Raw genomic sequence first — 16,951 nt, forward strand, 5'->3', positions numbered from 1 at the left:
GTAATTTCACCATAAATATACTCTAAAAAGTAATTTCATGACAAAAAGAACGCTTGTAATTGGCGATATTCACGGTGCTTTTCGTGCTTTAGAGCAAGTTTTAGAACGTGCAAATGTAACAGAAAACGATACCCTTATTTTTTTAGGCGATTATGTGGATGGATGGAGCGAATCGCCTCAAGTTATTGACAAACTCATTGAATTAAAAAGTTCCAATGCCTGTGTTTTTATCAAAGGAAATCATGACGCTCTTTTTTTAGATTGGCTAACAAAACAAGACGATAATGAACTATGGTTATTCCACGGTGGAAAAGCTACTGTTGATGCCTACCAAGAGCTTGATAAAACTAAAATAGACCTTCATATTAGGTTTTTAGAATCGCTTAATAATTATCATTTAGATTCAGAAAACCGACTTTTTGTACACGCAGGATTTACCAATTTACACGGTGTTACTAAAGAATATTTTCCAGAAATGATGTATTGGGATCGTTCGCTTTGGGAAATGCTTTTAGCTATGGATAAAAATTTATCAGAAGAAAATCCATTTTATCCGCAACGATTAAAACATTATAAAGAAATATACATTGGTCATACCCCAACAATAAGAATTGGACAAACTACCCCCATAAATATTGCCAATGTTTGGAATATGGATACTGGCGCTGCTTATAAAAGTCCGCTAACCATAATGGATATCAACACCAAAGAATATTGGCAGAGTGACAATGCAAACGAACTTTACCCTGAAGAAACTGGTAGAAATTAAAAGGGCTGTCTAAAAAATATCTAAACTTTAAAGTCATCCTTCAACAAGCTCAGGATGACTTTGATTTTTAGTTGTTTGTAACTTCGACAAGCTCAGTTTGACACCATTTCGACAAGCTTTGACACCGTTTCGACAAGCTAAATTTGATACCATTTCGAGCTCAAGATGACAACTGTAAATTACTTTTTAGACAACCCCTTTAACATATTTAAGTAATCTATATTTCTGTAACTCTAAGTGTATTAACCATTCCTTTTTCTTTAATTGGCATGGCTGCAAGGCTAATCATCATATCTCCTTTTTCTAGGAATCCTTTTTCTTGCGCTATTTTATTTACATCTTCAATAGTTTGATCGGTGCTTACAAACTTATCATAATAAAAAGCTTTTACACCCCACAGCAAGCTCAATTGTGTTACAATTCTATGGTTAGAAGTAAACACTAAAATATGAGCTTTTGGTCTCCATGCTGAAATCTGAAAAGCCGTATATCCACTATTAGTAAGTGTTGAAATAACTTTTGCATTAATTTCATTTGCCATACTAGCCGCATGAAAACACACAGATTTTGTAATATATCTTTTAGTTTTTATATGAGGTGGCTCTTGAGGAACTTTAATCAACGGAGAATGCTCTACACTATCAATAATACTGGCCATTCTTTCTATAACTTGTACAGGATATGACCCTACAGAAGTTTCTCCAGAAAGCATTACTGCATCTGCTCCATCCATAACAGAGTTTGCAACATCGTTTACCTCTGCTCTAGTAGGAGTTAAACTAGAAATCATAGTTTCCATCATTTGCGTAGCAATAATAACTGGAATTCTAGCTTTTTTAGCTCTTAAAACTAATTGCTTTTGAACTAATGGAACCTCTTGAGCAGGAATTTCTACCCCTAGGTCTCCACGAGCAACCATCAAACCATCACAGTGTGCAACAATTTTGTCTATATTTTCTACTGCTTCTGGTTTTTCTATTTTAGCTACAATCGGAATTTTATTATCTGTATGTTCAGCAATTAATTTCTGAAGATCCATTAGATCCTCACTATGACGAACAAAAGAAAGCGCCATCCAATCCACATCTTGCTTAATAGCAAAAATTGCGTCTTTAATATCTTTTTTGGTAAGCGCTGGTAAAGATATATTTGTATTAGGAAGGTTTACTCCTTTTTTAGACCTTAGTGGTCCTCCTTGAATAACTTTAGCTTTTACCTCTGCTTTCCCATCTGTAGTAACAACTTCAAACATTAGTTTTCCATCGTCTAATAAAATACGCTCCCCTGGTTTTACATCTCTAGGAAACTCTTTGTAATTCATGTAAACACGCTCTGCAGTACCTTCAAATGGTTCTCCAGTAACAAAGGTAATTTCGTCTCCTTTGCTTACAATTACATCTTCTTTCATTACTCCAACACGGAGTTTAGGACCTTGAAGGTCGGCAAGAATAGCGGTGTTATAATTAAATTCTTTATTTAAAGAACGAATCATTTCAATACGTTCCTTAACATCATCGTAATCTGCATGCGAAAAATTAATTCTAAACACATTTACGCCAGCTTCTATCATGTCTTTTAAGACCTCTCTAGTGCTTGTGGCAGGACCAAGCGTTGCTACAATTTTTGTCTTTTTTCTATTAGGCATTCGTTAGAAAAATTAAGTTATTTTTATATTTTAGTTGTTGTGCTTCTATTTTATATGCGGTAATAATACCAGGTATTTTATTTAATTTACTTATTACTTCTAAGGCTTTATTATAAGCTCCATCTTCGTCTATTTTAAGAAAATAGTCCACTTTACTATATTCAGGAATAAAAAAAGCGCGCTGTATTGAACTATTTTCAAACAAACTTATATCTTCTCTTTTTTGCTGAATATTAACTTTATTCTTAATCAAACTCCATGTTATTTCATTTGCCTCATCAAACCACTTATAAGCTGGCATACTCACCCGATCTGCAATGTTTACATCAACATCCAACCGTTTCAATTTTATTTTAAATACTAAATTTAAAAAATAAGCTAACCTATAATCGTCTAAAGAACCGTGAATAGCGATTAAGGTATATGAGTGTTCATAAAAATCATCTAATAGTTTATAGATAGCCATAAATGAGTTTACACGGAATTGTAAATATATAATTATAACTCTGACTTAGCAACTTTTAAGTCCTTGATTGCAATGAATTTAAAACGAAAACGTTGTAGTTTACGTTTAATTATTCATCAATTTTGTGTTGCAATGCATAGTAAGCCCTTTTAGATGCGCTTTCTTCAGCTTTTTTCTTAGAAGTAGCTCTTGCTTTAGAAATTAACTCTTTGTTAATATAGAGTTTTACTGCAAAATGCTTTATGTCGTCGTTTCCATTATCTTCATAAGTATCAAATAGAAATTCTTTTTTTTCTTTTTGACACCATTCAATAATTAAGCTTTTGTAGCTTATAATTTTTCCTTCAAGATTTTCAATATCTACATAAGGTTTAATTACGCGTTGCTTAATAAATCGTTCACAATAATGATAGCCTCTATCAAGAAAAATAGCCCCTACTAAAGCTTCGAAAACATTTCCATGTATATTATCTCCAAAATGCTCATTTGGGATTTTACTTTTTACAAATTTTATAAGATTAAGGTCTTTTCCTAATTCGTTTAAATGCTCTCTACTTACAATTTTAGAACGCATTTTAGTTAAATACCCTTCATCTCCCGTAGGAACTTCATTATATAAATAGTGCGAAATAATAGAACCCAACATAGTATCCCCTAAAAATTCTAGTCGCTCATAATTAACAGGTAATCCTTTTTCATCTTTTATATTAACAGAACGATGTGTAAAGGCTTTCCTATAAAGCGCTATTTTTTTAGGTTTAAATCCTAAAATTCGGTAGATTTCTAAAAAAAAATCCCCGTCATCTTGTGACCGGGAATTTAATATTTTTCGAATGATCTTCATTCAGTGAGATTGATATCTAATCTAGCTTTTTAAACACTACGCAAGCATTATGCCCTCCAAATCCAAAAGTATTACTCATTGCTACTTTAACTTCTCTCTTTTGTGGCTCGTTAAGCGTAAGATTAAGTTTAGGATCAATGTTTTCGTCTACTGTAGAATGGTTAATTGTTGGAGGAATAACACTTTTTTCTATAGCCATAATTGAGGCAATAGCTTCTACAGCACCGGCAGCACCTAATAAGTGACCTGTCATAGATTTTGTAGAGTTAATGTTAATATTATAGGCATCTTCTCCAAACACTTTACTTATTGCTTTAAGTTCTGCTACATCTCCTAGAGGTGTAGAAGTACCATGCGTATTAATTGCATCTACTTCAGATGGTTTTAATCCTGCATTCTCTAAACAATTTTTCATAACAGCAACAACGCCAATTCCCTCTGGATGCGGTGCCGTCATGTGGTAAGCATCAGAAGATAAACCTCCACCAACAACTTCTGCATAAATTTTTGCTCCACGTGCAATTGCGTGGTCATATTCCTCAAGTACTAAAGCTCCAGATCCTTCTCCGAGCACAAAACCATCTCGATTTGCATCAAATGGTCTAGAAGCCGATTTCGGATCATCATTTCTAGTACTCATGGCATGCATCGCATTAAATCCTCCCATTCCCGCGGCTGTTACGGCTGCTTCAGAACCTCCTGTTATTACAACATCGGTAGTTCCTAAACGAATAGAATTTAGCGCATCGATAATAGCATTTGCCGACGATGCACATGCGGACACAGTGGTATAATTAGGGCCCATGAAACCATGCTTTATGGAAATCAATCCAGGCGCTATGTCTGCAATCATTTTAGGAATAAAGAAAGGATTAAACCTCGGACTTCCATCTCCCAAAGCATAATTAGTAACTTCTTCTTGAAAAGTTTCTAATCCACCAATTCCTGCCCCCCAAATAACGCCAACTCTATACTTGTTAACCTTTTCGATGTCAAGTCCTGAATCTTTCAAGGCCTCATCTGCCGTTACCATGGCATATTGAGCAAAGCGATCCATACGTCTCGCTTCCTTTCGATCTATAAAGTCTGTAGGATCAAAATTTTTAACTTCACAGGCGAATTGTGTTTTAAATTTGGACGCATCAAAATGGGTTACTGGAGCAGCTCCACTAACGCCATTTAAAAGACTGTTCCAATATTCGTCTACAGTGTTCCCTATGGGTGTTAATGCTCCTAATCCTGTTACTACAACTCGCTTTAGTTTCATCTGAATATTTTTTATTCTGATAAATAATCTACCAAAAAAATTTATTCACGCAATATAGCATGAATAAATTTTTTGGTCTATTTTTTTATAAAAACGTTTATTTTGCTTCTTCGATATACTTAACTGCTTGACCAACAGTAGCAATGTTTTCAGCTTGATCGTCTGGAATTTGGATATCAAATTCTTTTTCGAATTCCATGATCAATTCCACAGTGTCTAATGAGTCCGCTCCTAGGTCGTTGGTGAAGCTAGCTTCAGCCACAACCTCGTTTTCATCTACACCTAATTTGTCTACGATAATCGCTTTTACTCTTGATGCAATGTCTGACATAATTTTTTTGTTTTAAAATTTAATTGTTGGCAAAAATAAAAAACTTTGCTTTAAAAAAACGTTTTGAGGCTAAAATGTGCTTTTAAAGTTAATAATTTTTAATTCAACTATTTAATTTTTGCCTTCTATTTCTTAATTTTTATTCTTTTTTTTGCCTAGAAATTAAATCATTACATTCTATGAAAAGCATCGTAATATTAGCCTCTGGCTCGGGAACCAATGCTGAAAATATTATAAAATATTTTGAGAAATCTACAACCGCATCGGTTACCATGGTGCTGTCAAATAAAAAAGATGCAAAAGTGCTCGATCGAGCAAATAATTATGGAAAAAGTGCTATTTCTTTCAATAAAACAGCTTTTTCAAATGGTCATATCGTCGAGTTATTGTCAACTTTGAATCCAGATTTAATAGTTTTAGCAGGCTTTTTATGGAAAGTCCCTTCAGCAATAATTAATGCCTTTCCTGATAAAATTATAAATATCCATCCTGCCTTACTTCCAAAATATGGCGGAAAAGGAATGTATGGAATGCGCGTTCATGAAGCAGTTGTAGAAAATAAAGAGGTAGAATCTGGAATTACTATTCATTATGTAAATGAAAATTATGATGAAGGAAGCATTATTTTTCAAGCAAAAGTTCAAATTACTTCTACCGATACCGCTGAAGATGTGGCACATAAAATTCACCAATTAGAATATATGCATTTCCCTAAAATTATTGAAAAAGTATTGAATGACTAAACACGATGTACATATTTATACTGATGGATCTTCTAGAGGAAATCCAGGCCCTGGTGGCTACGGAATTGTAATGGAGTGGGTAGGAAAACCGTATAAAAAAGAGTTTTCCGAAGGGTTTAAAAAAACTACCAATAACCGCATGGAACTTCTAGCTGTAATTGAAGCCCTTAAAAAGTTAAAAAAAAGTAATACATTAGTAAAAGTTTTTTCCGACTCTAAGTATGTAGTAGATGCCGTAGAAAAAGGTTGGGTATTTGGCTGGGAAAAGAAAAATTTTAAGGATAAAAAAAATCCAGATTTATGGATTGAGTTCTTAAAACAATATAGAAAGCAAAAAGTGAATTTTCAATGGATAAAGGGTCATAATAATCATCCGCAAAATGAACGTTGTGATTTTTTAGCTGTAGAAGCTTCAAAAAAACCAAACCTCCCTATAGACAAAGGATTTGAAAATAGTAGCACATAAGGTATCATTCAGAAAAAAATAAAATTAACGCCCCCATGAAAATTTTAATACTTCTCTGCATCTACTCCATAAGCTTTATTACAAACGCTCAGGAATGGAATTTAAAAAGAAACTCCAACAAAATTAAAGTCTACACAAGATCCTTGGATTCCACCAAATTTAATGAATACAAAGCTATTCTTGTTGCCAATTCCACCCCTGAAAAGGCAATTAAAATAATTACAGATGGCAACAACTTAAAAAACTGGAATTATAAAACCCCAAAAAGCGAAGTACTTAAAAAGGTTTCTGAAACAGAATATATTTTTTGGATGGAAAACGACTTACCCTGGCCTGTAAACGATCGAGACAACATCTCCAGAGTAACCATTAACCAAACAGATGCATCCACTTATAAAATAGACATTGAACCCGCCGATAGCACCTATGTAAAAGCCAATAAAAATGTAATTAGGATGGATAATTTTAAGGGGTATTGGTTAATAAAACCGATTGGGAAAGACTCGGTAGAAGTTACGCAACAAATGTATGGAGACCCTAAAGGAAACATTCCTTCTTGGATAGCAAATTCTATTCTCACAACATTTCCTTACCATTCTTTTGAAAAACTGAAAGAGATACTGGAAAACTAAGCTTATATTTGCAAAAAAATTATTGCATGGGTAAATTACTAATTGTAGGAAGTGTAGCTTTTGATACTATTGAAACTCCTTTTGGTAAAACTGATAAAATTCTTGGTGGAGCAGCGCCATTTATAGGGTTAGCAGCTTCTCAATTTAATGTAGAAAGTGCTATCGTATCTATTGTTGGAAACGATTTTCCTCAGGAATATTTAGATCTTTTTACTGACAGAAACATTGACATTAGCGGTATTGAAGTTGTAAAAGACGGAAAAACTTTCTTTTGGAAAGGCAAATACCACAACGACCTTAATTCTCGAGACACTTTAGAAACTCAACTAAATGTACTAGCAGATTTCAATCCTATTGTTCCGAAAAGTTTTAAAGATGCTGACGTTTTAATGTTAGGAAATCTAAATCCTTCCGTCCAATTAAGTGTTATTGACCAAATGGAAGTGAAGCCAAAACTTATTGTTTTAGATACAATGAACTTCTGGATGGATATTGCTTTAGAAGAACTAATGGAAGTGATTGCAAAAGTAGATGTTATTACTATTAATGATGAAGAAGCCAGACAATTGTCTGGAGAATATTCTTTAGTAAAAGCTGCTGAAAAAATCCATACTATGGGACCTAAATATGTGGTAATTAAAAAAGGAGAACACGGGGCATTACTTTTCCATAAAGGAAGTATTTTCTTTGCTCCTGCTTTACCATTAGAAGAAGTTTTTGACCCTACTGGTGCTGGAGACACGTTTGCTGGAGGTTTCTCGGGTTATATTGCAAAAACCGACGATTATTCTTTTGACAACATGAAAAATGCTGTGATTCACGGTTCGAATCTCGCTTCTTTCAATGTAGAGAAATTTGGATCCGAAAGGCTTCAAGAGCTCACAAAAGAAGAAGTATATAAAAGACTCACACAATTTAAGAGTCTGACACAATTTGATATAAAACTTACATAAATAAACCACTGCCCTGAATAATTTCGGGGTTTTTTATTCGATTATAATGAGTGACGCTATTAAACACGAATGTGGAATTGCACTAGTTAGACTGCTAAAACCATTAGAGTACTATAAAGAAAAGTACGGAACTGCATATTACGGTATCAATAAAATGTACCTAATGATGGAGAAGCAACATAACAGAGGGCAAGATGGAGCAGGATTTGCCAGCATTAAATTAAATATGCAACCAGGAGAGCGCTATATGAGTCGTGTACGCTCAAACCAAGCACAGCCTATCCAAGATATTTTTAATCAAATTAACTCTCGTATTAACGACGAGTTGAAGGAAAACCCTGAGTACAACGATAGTATTGATATCCAAAAACGTGAAATCCCTTATCTAGGAGAGTTAATGTTAGGGCACGTACGTTACGGTACTTTTGGTAAAAATAGCATAGAAAGTGTACATCCATTTCTAAGACAAAACAACTGGATGCACAGAAACTTAATTGTAGCTGGAAACTTTAACATGACCAATGTTAACGAGCTATTTTCAAACCTAATTCGTATTGGGCAACACCCAAAAGAAAAGGCAGATACAATTACAGTAATGGAAAAAATAGGTCACTTTTTAGATGATGCTGTTTCCAAACTTTATAAGCAAATTAAGAAGGAAGGCTATACAAAAATGGAAGCTTCTCCAATTATTGCTGAAAGATTAAACGTAGCCAAAATCTTAAGAAAAGCTGCTAAGAATTTTGACGGAGGTTATGCTATGGCAGGACTTATTGGACATGGAGATGCTTTTGTATTAAGAGATCCAGCAGGAATCCGCCCTACATATTACTACCAAGATGACGAAGTAGTAGTTGTTGCTTCAGAAAGACCTGTAATTCAAACCGTTTTCAATGTAAATTTTGATGATGTAAAGGAACTAGATCCTGGAAAAGCTATTATCATAAAAAAAGATGGCTCTACTTCTACTAAAAAAATATTAGACCCTTTAGAAAGAAAAGCATGTTCTTTTGAACGAATCTATTTCTCTAGAGGAAGTGATGCTGAAATTTATCAGGAAAGAAAAAACTTAGGACGTTTCTTACTTCCAAAAATCTTAAAAGCTATTGATGAAGATATTGAAAACACAGTATTTTCGTACATTCCAAATACAGCGGAAACCTCTTTCTACGGAATGGTAAAACAAGCTCAAGATTTTTTAAATGAGAAGAAAGAAGAGGAAATACTCAAAGAGGGGGCTAACCTTACTAGCGAACGTTTACACGAAATACTTTCTAAAAGACCTCGTATTGAAAAGGTAGCTATAAAAGATGCAAAACTACGTACTTTTATTACCGAAGATAGTAGTAGAGACGATTTAGTAACTCATGTTTATGATGTTACTTACGGATCTGTAAAGCCAACCGATAATCTTGTTATTATAGATGATAGTATTGTTAGAGGTACTACATTAAAAAAGAGTATCCTTAGAATTTTAGACAGATTACACCCTAAAACAATTATTGTGGTTTCTTCTGCACCGCAAATTCGTTATCCAGACTGCTATGGTATTGACATGGCACGTATGGAAGATCTAATTGCCTTTAAAGCTGCTTTGGCTTTACATGAAGAAAGAGGAACTATAGCTATTGTAGAAGAAGTATATAAACACTGTAAAAATCAAGTAGATTTACCTGACTCAGAAGTTGAAAATGCTGTTCAAGCTTTTTATGAACCATTTACAGATGAAGAAATTTCTGCTAAAATTTCAGAACTTCTATGCCCAGAAGGAATAAATGCCGAAGTGCAAATTATCTATCAAACAGTTGAAAATTTACACAAAGCATGTCCTAAAAATTTAGGAGATTGGTATTTTACAGGTAATTACCCTACAGCAGGAGGAAATAGAGTAGTAAACCGTTCATTTATGAACTTTTACGAAGGAGTGCAAGGGAGAGCTTATTAAAAGCTCATTGCACTTTAACGTTAAAATATGCAATTTAACTGATTCTTAACTTAAAAATAGCACATATATCATATCTTTGCTTATACCATAGCATAAGTAGGTTAAGTTCATGGTAAGATTTGGGGCAAAAAAGGTGGATTAATTTCCACCTTTTTTATTTTCTACACTTTTAAGCTTCACTTTTAGAATTTCATAAATAAAATATCTCAAAGATAATTCTGGAACATTAGAAAAATATTTTGATGTAAGCGTTGAAATATTTGAGTGCATACATTTAATGTTGTATTCCATAAGCAACATTCATTTCATCCAACAAAACGAGCATTATATCCGATTCTTAAAGACAGAAACATTAGCAGTTTATATATTTACACTACCATAGCATAAGTAGGTTAAGTTCATGGTAAGATTTGGGGCAAAAAGGGCGGATTAATTTCCGCCCTTTTTATTTTTATAATCTTATTCCTTCTAAAATAACATAAAAAAACGCCTGTAAATACAGACGTTTCTTAGATTTATACTAAAGATTTTACACTTTTAATTCCCAACCTTTTCTATAAGTTCCTGTAACCCATTTATTAGCATCTGGGTAATTGGTTACTTTCATATTCTCGCCATCCCATAAAATTTTCTTTCTTCCAGGATAGTCGTATGGAGCCCAATCTCCCACTTTTTTACCAGGTTGTAACACTTTATACTGGAAGGCTTTTATAGCTAAATTCCCCATCAAAACAGCTTCTGTTAATGGTCCAGCATAAGAAAATGGTGACGAAGTTTCAATTCCTTTTAAACATCCATCAACAAAATTATTATAATGCCCACCAATAGCTCCATCTACACGTTTAAGATGTTCTCTAGGGAATGCACCTACTTTATCTTTATAATGATTTAAGATTCTAGGATTTTCTGAATACGCATCCGTTACTAAAATTCCTTTTTCACCATAAAAAATAGAACCTCCTCCTGGATCTCCAATAGTTTCTCCTTCTTGTAATTCTTCAGGAATTTTAGGCATAATTCCGCCATCATACCAATTTACTTCAATATCACCATGAGCTTCTGTATTAAACTTCAATCTAACAATAGAAGAAGGCGGACAAGCCTCATCATAATTTGCTTCTACAAAATCTCCAGACCAAACAGTAGTACAACTAGCCTCTGCTTCCGTTGGATATCCTAACTTTAAAGTTCTAAATGGAGTTTCCAAAATATGGCATCCCATATCTCCTAAGGCTCCAGTTCCAAAATCCCACCAACCACGCCATTTAAATGGCAAATAAGCCGAATTGTAGGGTCTAAACTCTGCAGGCCCCAACCACTGATTCCAATCCAACGTATCTGGTACAGGCTCTCCATCTGGACTATTCCTAAGTCCTTGCGGCCAAACAGGACGGTTTGTCCAACAATCAACTTTAAGAACCTTTCCAATAACCCCTGCTTCAATCCACTCTTGAGTAGTTCTTGCACCATCTGAAGAACTTCCTTGATTCCCCATTTGCGTAACAATTCCCTGCTCTTTAGTAACCTTAGACATTAGGCGAGCTTCAGCTATAGTGTGCGTAAGAGGTTTCTCTACATACGCGTGCTTTTTAGCTTGCATAAAAGGAATGGCTACTGTAGCATGATTATGGTCTGGCGTTGCCACCATAATTGCATCTATATCTTTTAAATGATTATCGTATACTTTTCTAAAATCGCTATAAGTTTTTGCATTAGGATGTGCATTAAAAGTGTCTTTTGCTCTAACATTATCCACATCACACAAAGCAACATACTTTACTTTTTTAGTATTGTAAAGTTCTTTTATAACTTGACCTCCTCTTCCGCCAACTCCAACACCCGCCATGTAAAGGGTGTCACTTGGAGGAACATGAATTCCTCCCATTACATGAGAAGGTACAATGTAAAGTGCGCTTCCTGCTGCCGCTGTGCTTTTAATAAAATTTCTCCGTTTCATTTATTAAATCATTAAAGTTTTTATTGGTTACTGATAATTTGGCAAAAAAGTTACGTAAAAAATTTAGAAGAATAATTCATTTGACGAATGGATTTTTTCCATAATTTTGGAAAATGTCCAAAGAAAAAAATATCATAAAAGGAAGAGGCGCACAGCTAAATGTTCGGAATAAATTTCTTGAAGCATCTCATGAAACTAGAGATGATTTCTTGGAATATTGCAGATTAGAAGGAGAAGTAGCAGATAAAAATAAGACGAGCTATTTAGAAGTATTTCCAAAAACAATTGTAAATAAAGTAACCAGTCCAGATGTAGGAATGGCTTATTCCATGAATCCATATCAAGGATGTGAGCATGGGTGTATTTACTGTTACGCTAGAAACTCTCATGAATACTGGGGTTATAGCGCCGGTTTGGATTTTGAACGAAAAATTTTAGTCAAAAAAAACGCTCCTCACCTTTTAGAACAAAAGCTTTTAAGTAAAAATTGGAGCGCTAAAACTATTGTTATGGCAGGAAACACAGATTGTTATCAACCTGCGGAACAAGAATTTAGAATTACGCGGAAATGCTTAGAAATATTCTTGAAGTACAAACATCCTGTAGCAATTATTACCAAAAATGCCTTTATTAGAAGGGATTTAGATTTATTAAAAGAACTTACTGCCCATGGTCTTATTGCAGTAAATATCTCGATTACTTCCTTGAGCGAAGAAACTAGAAGGGTTTTAGAGCCAAGAACTGCCAGTATTAAAAAAAGGTTAGAAACTGTAAAACTGCTCAGCGAGAACAACATCCCTGTTAACGTAATGATTGCCCCTATTATTCCAGCCATAAATAGTCATGAAATATTACCCTTAGCTAAAGCGGTAAAAGAGCATGGTGCACTGTCCATTGCCTTTACAATGGTTAGGTTAAACGGAGCTATTGGAGAAATTTTTACTGATTGGATACAAAAAACACTTCCAGATAAAGCAGAAAAAGTATTACATCAAATAGCAGAATGCCACGGCGGAAGCTTAAACGATAGCAGGTATGGCGTTAGAAAAACTGGAGAAGGGAAAATTGCAGAACAAATTCACAACCTCATTAGAATTGCCAGAAACACCTATTTTAAGGATACTGATTTCCCTAAATTAAACCATAGTTTATTTGAAATGCAGCGTCATAAAATGAAGTATAACTCCAATGGACAAACAAGTTTATTCTAAAAATTCACCCTTCAGAAATTACAATAATAGCTGTCTGTTAAAGGAATTTATTATAGAAATAAAAAATCGGCTTTATGAATAACTCATAAAGCCGATTTCCTAAAAAACGAACTTAAGTAAACTCCCTTAGAATAAACCCACGAAGCATTAAAGGAAAACCTAAAAATATTTTAACGCTAGCATCGGAGTATTCAAATCTCCCTTAGAGAATATTCTTATCTTAAATAGGAGATACGTCTTCCAACTTTTCAACAACTTCTTCTTTTTTACTTCTGAATTTAAGTTTTATTAAATACACTATGTAAAATAATAAAGGAACTATAATTAGGGTTAAGAATGTAGCTATAAACAGCCCAAAAATAACTGTCCAAGCTAAAGGTCCCCAAAAAATTACGTTATCTCCTCCCATATAAATATCAGGATTGAAATTGGTAAATAGAGAGAAGAAATCGATATTCAATCCAATTGCCAAAGGAATTAATCCTAAAATAGTTGTAATGGCAGTAAGTAAAACTGGTCTTAATCTAGCTCTACCAGACATAACCAATACCTCTTTCATATCATCTTTTGGAAGTATATCTTCATTTTCATTTAAGCCTAACTTTATTTTTCTTCTATCGATAAGAATTTGTGCATAATCGAGCAATACAACCCCATTATTTACTACAATCCCCGCCAGAGAAATAATTCCCATCATAGTCATCATAATAACAAACGACCACCCTGTAATCATCAAGCCTCCAAAAACACCTATAAAACTTAAGAAAATAGCTAACATGATAATTGTAGGTTTAGAAATTGAACTAAATTGGAAGATAAGAATCAACATAATAAGTCCTAATCCAGAGAAAAAGGCACCCATTAAGAAGTTCATTTGCTTTTGCTGCTCCTCTAATTGTCCTGTATAGTCTATATGAATGTCTTCTGAAACTTCAAAATTATTCATTTCCTTTTGGATTTTTCCTACAACAGCACCAGCATCTGTATACCCTGGAGCCAATCCAGAATAAACGGTTACCACACGTTTTAAGTCTCTATGTTTAATTGCACTAAAAGAAGACGTGTTTTTTTGTTTAGCAACCGCTGAAACAGGAATTTCTTTTATTTGTCCAGATGCTTGATCACGAAAAATTATATTTTGATCGAATAACGCACTTGGATTATACCTCAAATCTTCATTAAAACGAACATAAATATCGTAATCGTCTCCATCTTCTTTATAAATCCCTGCTTTCTCTCCAAAAATAGAACGTCTTAATTGATTTCCTACTTGACCAACTGCAACCCCTAATTCCCCAGCCTTTTGTCTGTCTACCTCAACAACCATTGCTGGTTTATCTTTGTTTACATCAATTTTAAGCTCTTCAACCCCAGCTACATTTCTAGTGTTGATATAATCGCGCATTTTTTCTGCGTTAACAATTAATTCATCATAATCTTCCCCACTTAACTCAATATTAATTGGATAACCAGAAGGAGGCCCCGCAACATCTTTTTCTACTGAAATAGCAATTCCAGGAAAAACACCTTTCAAGGCTTCTTGAACCTTTTTACGAAGCACTTCACTATCTTTTCCACGACGGTATTTATACTCTCGCATGGTTGCGGTAATCTTCCCTTTGTGAGGCATTTCTGCACTAGAACCACCATCTGTTTGTGGGTTTCCAGCTCCTTCTCCTACTTGAGAAACAGCAGATTCTACCATGTAATTATAATCGCCATCCATGTATTCATCAGCATTTAAAACTGAATATACACGTTTTTCAATTTCTTTAGTAATGGCATTAGTTTTATCAATATCGGTCCCTTGAGGATACTCAATATAAACTATAATTTGATTTGGCTTGTTATCTGGGAAAAACTCAACTTTAGTTCTACCACTTCCTAAGGAAGCGCCAAACAACATAAACACAACAATTAACAAAGCAAAAGTACTTACAACATAAACCCCAGGTCTCCATCCATCAAGAGATTTTTTCAGAAAATTCTGATACTTATTCTCCAGCCAAGTTAACGTATGTTTTTGGAAATAATCTGCAGAGCCTTTTAACCAGTATCTGTATACCCAGAACATAATGGCAGTAAAAATCATCAAGGTTCCAATTCCACGAATAGCACCACCAAGTATTAAAATGAGTAGCCCAGGAACTCCTAAAATTATACTCAGTCTAATAAGTTGTTTTCTAGTAAGTTTTTTTTCGGCAGTGTCCATAAATTGAGACACCAACATAGAGTTCATAAAAATTGCCACCACTAAAGACGAGCCTAGAACTACAGAAAGTGTAATTGGAAAATACTTCATAAATTCCCCCATTACTCCAGGCCACATTCCTAGCGGAATAAAAGCAGCAACCGTAGTTGCAGTTGAAATAATAATAGGGAAAGCAATCTCTCCAATTCCTTTTTTAGCAGCCTCTATTCGGGACATTTTTTCTTCATCCATCAATCGGTAAACATTTTCTACAACCACAATACCGTTATCTACCAACATCCCTAATCCCATAATTAAACCGAAGAGAATCATGGTATTTAGTGTGTAACCTAATGCCTGTAAAATCATGAACGACATAAACATGGACATTGGAATTGCAAATCCTACAAAAAGTGCATTTCTAAATCCTAAAAAGAACATTAATACTCCTACAACCAGAATAATTCCGAAGATGATATTATTTACAAGGTCGTTTACTTGATTTAATGTTTGCGATGATTGATCGTTAGCTACAGTAATTGATAAATCTAGCGGAAAATAACTTTTCTCTGCTGTTTTTATAATTTCTCGAATCTTTTCTGAAGCCTCAATCATATTCTTCCCTGCTCTCTTTTTTACATCGAGCATTACTACACTTTCTCCAAATTCTCGTGCAAAAGTAGTTTTGTCTTCCTCTTTAAAAGTTACCTCAGCAATATCTCTTAAATAAACAACCCCATCTTGAGATTTTACTACAAAATTATTGAGTTCCTTAGGATTTTCTACTTCTCCTAAAATTCTAATTGTTCTACGTTGTCCACTAGCAATCATGTTCCCCGCAGACATAGTAACATTTCCGTTTCGAATGGTGTTGAGTACATCATCAAAGCTAATTTTAGCAGCCATCATTTTATAAACATCTACAGCTACTTCAACTTCTTTCTCTTGTGCTCCTCTAATATCTACCTGCTTAATCTCTGGAAGCTCTTCAATTTTATCTTCAAGGTACTCTCCAAACTCTTTTAATTTATCAACAGGATAATCTCCTTGAATATTGATATTTAAAATTGGCATTTCCTCAGACAAATTAAGGTCGAACACATTTGGCTCTACTTTTGCGCCATTAAAAATAGGCCAATCTTCTCCTGCCTTTTCAGCATCTACCTCATCTTTAACTTTTTGCTTTGCGGCTTCTACAGTAATATCTTCATCAAACTCAACAGTAATAATAGCATAATCTTCTTGAGAAGTAGAAAGAATTTCCACTACATTACTTACATTTTTAAGTTCGTCTTCTAATGGATCTGTAATTAATCTTTCTATATCTTCAGCAGTATTTCCAGGATATGGAGTACTGATGTATATTTTAGTTTCTTTTACTTCGGGAAACGACTCTCTAGGCATTCCGAAGTAGGCAGAAACCCCCAGAGCAAGAACAATCGCTATCATTACATAGATAGTCGTTTTATTCTCGATAGCCCAGGACGAAAGTCCAAATTCTTTATCGGCGTTTTTATTAATTTTACTCATG

General features: G+C 34.2%; 14 protein-coding genes. 7 read left to right on the top strand and 7 right to left on the bottom strand.

The features are described from left to right. Window positions 1–37: 37 nt before the first annotated feature. Window positions 38–769: a metallophosphoesterase family protein gene (locus JOOMADRAFT_RS02760; protein ID WP_008611170.1), complete on the top strand. Its 732-nt coding sequence runs from the start codon at window positions 38–40 to the stop codon at window positions 767–769. A gap of 217 nt (window positions 770–986) precedes the next feature. On the opposite strand, the gene pyk is transcribed toward JOOMADRAFT_RS02760, so the two are convergent. The 5 genes from pyk to JOOMADRAFT_RS02785 form a co-directional block, all read right to left on the bottom strand. Continuing rightward, window positions 987–2,414, bottom strand: coding sequence for a pyruvate kinase (gene pyk, locus JOOMADRAFT_RS02765; RefSeq protein WP_008611171.1), 1,428 nt, complete (start codon window positions 2,412–2,414; stop codon window positions 987–989). Further along, window positions 2,407–2,880 carry an IPExxxVDY family protein gene (locus tag JOOMADRAFT_RS02770; protein WP_008611172.1) on the bottom strand — a complete coding sequence of 158 codons (474 nt, stop codon included), beginning with the start codon at window positions 2,878–2,880 and terminating at the stop codon, window positions 2,407–2,409. The genes pyk and JOOMADRAFT_RS02770 overlap by 8 nt, the downstream gene beginning before the upstream one ends. A 109-nt stretch (window positions 2,881–2,989) precedes the next feature. Further along, window positions 2,990–3,724 (bottom strand): ribonuclease III, encoded by a 735-nt coding sequence (gene rnc, locus JOOMADRAFT_RS02775; RefSeq protein ID WP_008611173.1) that lies wholly within the window; start codon window positions 3,722–3,724, stop codon window positions 2,990–2,992. 16 nt (window positions 3,725–3,740) lie between these two features. Further along, on the bottom strand, window positions 3,741–4,991 hold the full coding sequence (gene fabF, locus JOOMADRAFT_RS02780; protein ID WP_008611175.1) for a beta-ketoacyl-ACP synthase II: 1,251 nt from the start codon (window positions 4,989–4,991) through the stop codon (window positions 3,741–3,743). A 97-nt stretch (window positions 4,992–5,088) separates the two neighbouring features. Continuing rightward, entirely contained in the window at window positions 5,089–5,322 is a 234-nt protein-coding gene (locus JOOMADRAFT_RS02785) for an acyl carrier protein (protein WP_008611177.1), read from the bottom strand. 179 nt (window positions 5,323–5,501) lie between these two features. Between JOOMADRAFT_RS02785 and purN the strand changes: the two genes are divergently transcribed. The 5 genes from purN to JOOMADRAFT_RS02810 are packed head-to-tail and all read left to right on the top strand — an operon-like array spanning window position 5,502 to window position 10,061. Beyond that, entirely contained in the window at window positions 5,502–6,065 is a 564-nt protein-coding gene (purN, locus tag JOOMADRAFT_RS02790) for a phosphoribosylglycinamide formyltransferase (protein ID WP_008611178.1), read from the top strand. Continuing rightward, window positions 6,058–6,531, top strand: coding sequence for a ribonuclease HI (gene rnhA, locus JOOMADRAFT_RS02795; protein WP_008611179.1), 474 nt, complete (start codon window positions 6,058–6,060; stop codon window positions 6,529–6,531). The genes purN and rnhA overlap by 8 nt, the downstream gene beginning before the upstream one ends. Before the next feature lie 35 nt (window positions 6,532–6,566). Beyond that, the gene (locus JOOMADRAFT_RS02800) at window positions 6,567–7,163 is read left to right on the top strand and encodes an START domain-containing protein (protein ID WP_008611180.1); all 597 of its coding nucleotides are present in this window, start codon (window positions 6,567–6,569) and stop codon (window positions 7,161–7,163) included. 26 nt (window positions 7,164–7,189) lie between these two features. Continuing rightward, on the top strand, window positions 7,190–8,116 hold the full coding sequence (locus JOOMADRAFT_RS02805) for a PfkB family carbohydrate kinase (RefSeq protein WP_008611181.1): 927 nt from the start codon (window positions 7,190–7,192) through the stop codon (window positions 8,114–8,116). A gap of 46 nt (window positions 8,117–8,162) precedes the next feature. After that, on the top strand, window positions 8,163–10,061 hold the full coding sequence (locus JOOMADRAFT_RS02810) for an amidophosphoribosyltransferase (protein ID WP_008611182.1): 1,899 nt from the start codon (window positions 8,163–8,165) through the stop codon (window positions 10,059–10,061). Window positions 10,062–10,590: 529 nt separating this feature from the next. On the opposite strand, the gene JOOMADRAFT_RS02815 is transcribed toward JOOMADRAFT_RS02810, so the two are convergent. Further along, complete coding sequence (locus tag JOOMADRAFT_RS02815; protein ID WP_008611187.1) at window positions 10,591–12,018, bottom strand: Gfo/Idh/MocA family protein; 1,428 nt, start codon at window positions 12,016–12,018, stop codon at window positions 10,591–10,593. A gap of 113 nt (window positions 12,019–12,131) precedes the next feature. Here JOOMADRAFT_RS02815 and JOOMADRAFT_RS02820 point away from each other — a divergent pair, with 113 nt between their 5' ends. After that, window positions 12,132–13,229 (top strand): PA0069 family radical SAM protein, encoded by a 1,098-nt coding sequence (locus JOOMADRAFT_RS02820; RefSeq protein WP_008611189.1) that lies wholly within the window; start codon window positions 12,132–12,134, stop codon window positions 13,227–13,229. Between the two features lie 220 nt (window positions 13,230–13,449). On the opposite strand, the gene JOOMADRAFT_RS02825 is transcribed toward JOOMADRAFT_RS02820, so the two are convergent. Next, window positions 13,450–16,950 (bottom strand): efflux RND transporter permease subunit, encoded by a 3,501-nt coding sequence (locus JOOMADRAFT_RS02825; RefSeq protein ID WP_008611190.1) that lies wholly within the window; start codon window positions 16,948–16,950, stop codon window positions 13,450–13,452. Window position 16,951: the final 1 nt, after the last annotated feature.

It is taken from the genome of Galbibacter orientalis DSM 19592, assembly GCF_000260115.1.
Classification (GTDB): Bacteria; Bacteroidota; Bacteroidia; order Flavobacteriales; family Flavobacteriaceae; genus Galbibacter; species Galbibacter orientalis.

What these genes read in the sequence shown, in the direction of transcription:
- JOOMADRAFT_RS02815 (WP_008611187.1), bottom strand. Translation starts at nt 12,018, where the DNA reads ATGAAACGGAGAAATTTTATTAAAAGCACAGCGGCAGCAGGAAGCGCA.
- rnhA (WP_008611179.1), top strand. Translation starts at nt 6,058, where the DNA reads ATGACTAAACACGATGTACATATTTATACTGATGGATCTTCTAGAGGA.
- JOOMADRAFT_RS02770 (WP_008611172.1), bottom strand. Translation starts at nt 2,880, where the DNA reads ATGGCTATCTATAAACTATTAGATGATTTTTATGAACACTCATATACC.
- JOOMADRAFT_RS02785 (WP_008611177.1), bottom strand. Translation starts at nt 5,322, where the DNA reads ATGTCAGACATTGCATCAAGAGTAAAAGCGATTATCGTAGACAAATTA.
- rnc (WP_008611173.1), bottom strand. Translation starts at nt 3,724, where the DNA reads ATGAAGATCATTCGAAAAATATTAAATTCCCGGTCACAAGATGACGGG.
- purN (WP_008611178.1), top strand. Translation starts at nt 5,502, where the DNA reads ATGAAAAGCATCGTAATATTAGCCTCTGGCTCGGGAACCAATGCTGAA.
- JOOMADRAFT_RS02825 (WP_008611190.1), bottom strand. Translation starts at nt 16,950, where the DNA reads ATGAGTAAAATTAATAAAAACGCCGATAAAGAATTTGGACTTTCGTCC.
- JOOMADRAFT_RS02760 (WP_008611170.1), top strand. Translation starts at nt 38, where the DNA reads ATGACAAAAAGAACGCTTGTAATTGGCGATATTCACGGTGCTTTTCGT.
- JOOMADRAFT_RS02805 (WP_008611181.1), top strand. Translation starts at nt 7,190, where the DNA reads ATGGGTAAATTACTAATTGTAGGAAGTGTAGCTTTTGATACTATTGAA.
- JOOMADRAFT_RS02810 (WP_008611182.1), top strand. Translation starts at nt 8,163, where the DNA reads ATGAGTGACGCTATTAAACACGAATGTGGAATTGCACTAGTTAGACTG.
- fabF (WP_008611175.1), bottom strand. Translation starts at nt 4,991, where the DNA reads ATGAAACTAAAGCGAGTTGTAGTAACAGGATTAGGAGCATTAACACCC.
- pyk (WP_008611171.1), bottom strand. Translation starts at nt 2,414, where the DNA reads ATGCCTAATAGAAAAAAGACAAAAATTGTAGCAACGCTTGGTCCTGCC.
- JOOMADRAFT_RS02820 (WP_008611189.1), top strand. Translation starts at nt 12,132, where the DNA reads ATGTCCAAAGAAAAAAATATCATAAAAGGAAGAGGCGCACAGCTAAAT.
- JOOMADRAFT_RS02800 (WP_008611180.1), top strand. Translation starts at nt 6,567, where the DNA reads ATGAAAATTTTAATACTTCTCTGCATCTACTCCATAAGCTTTATTACA.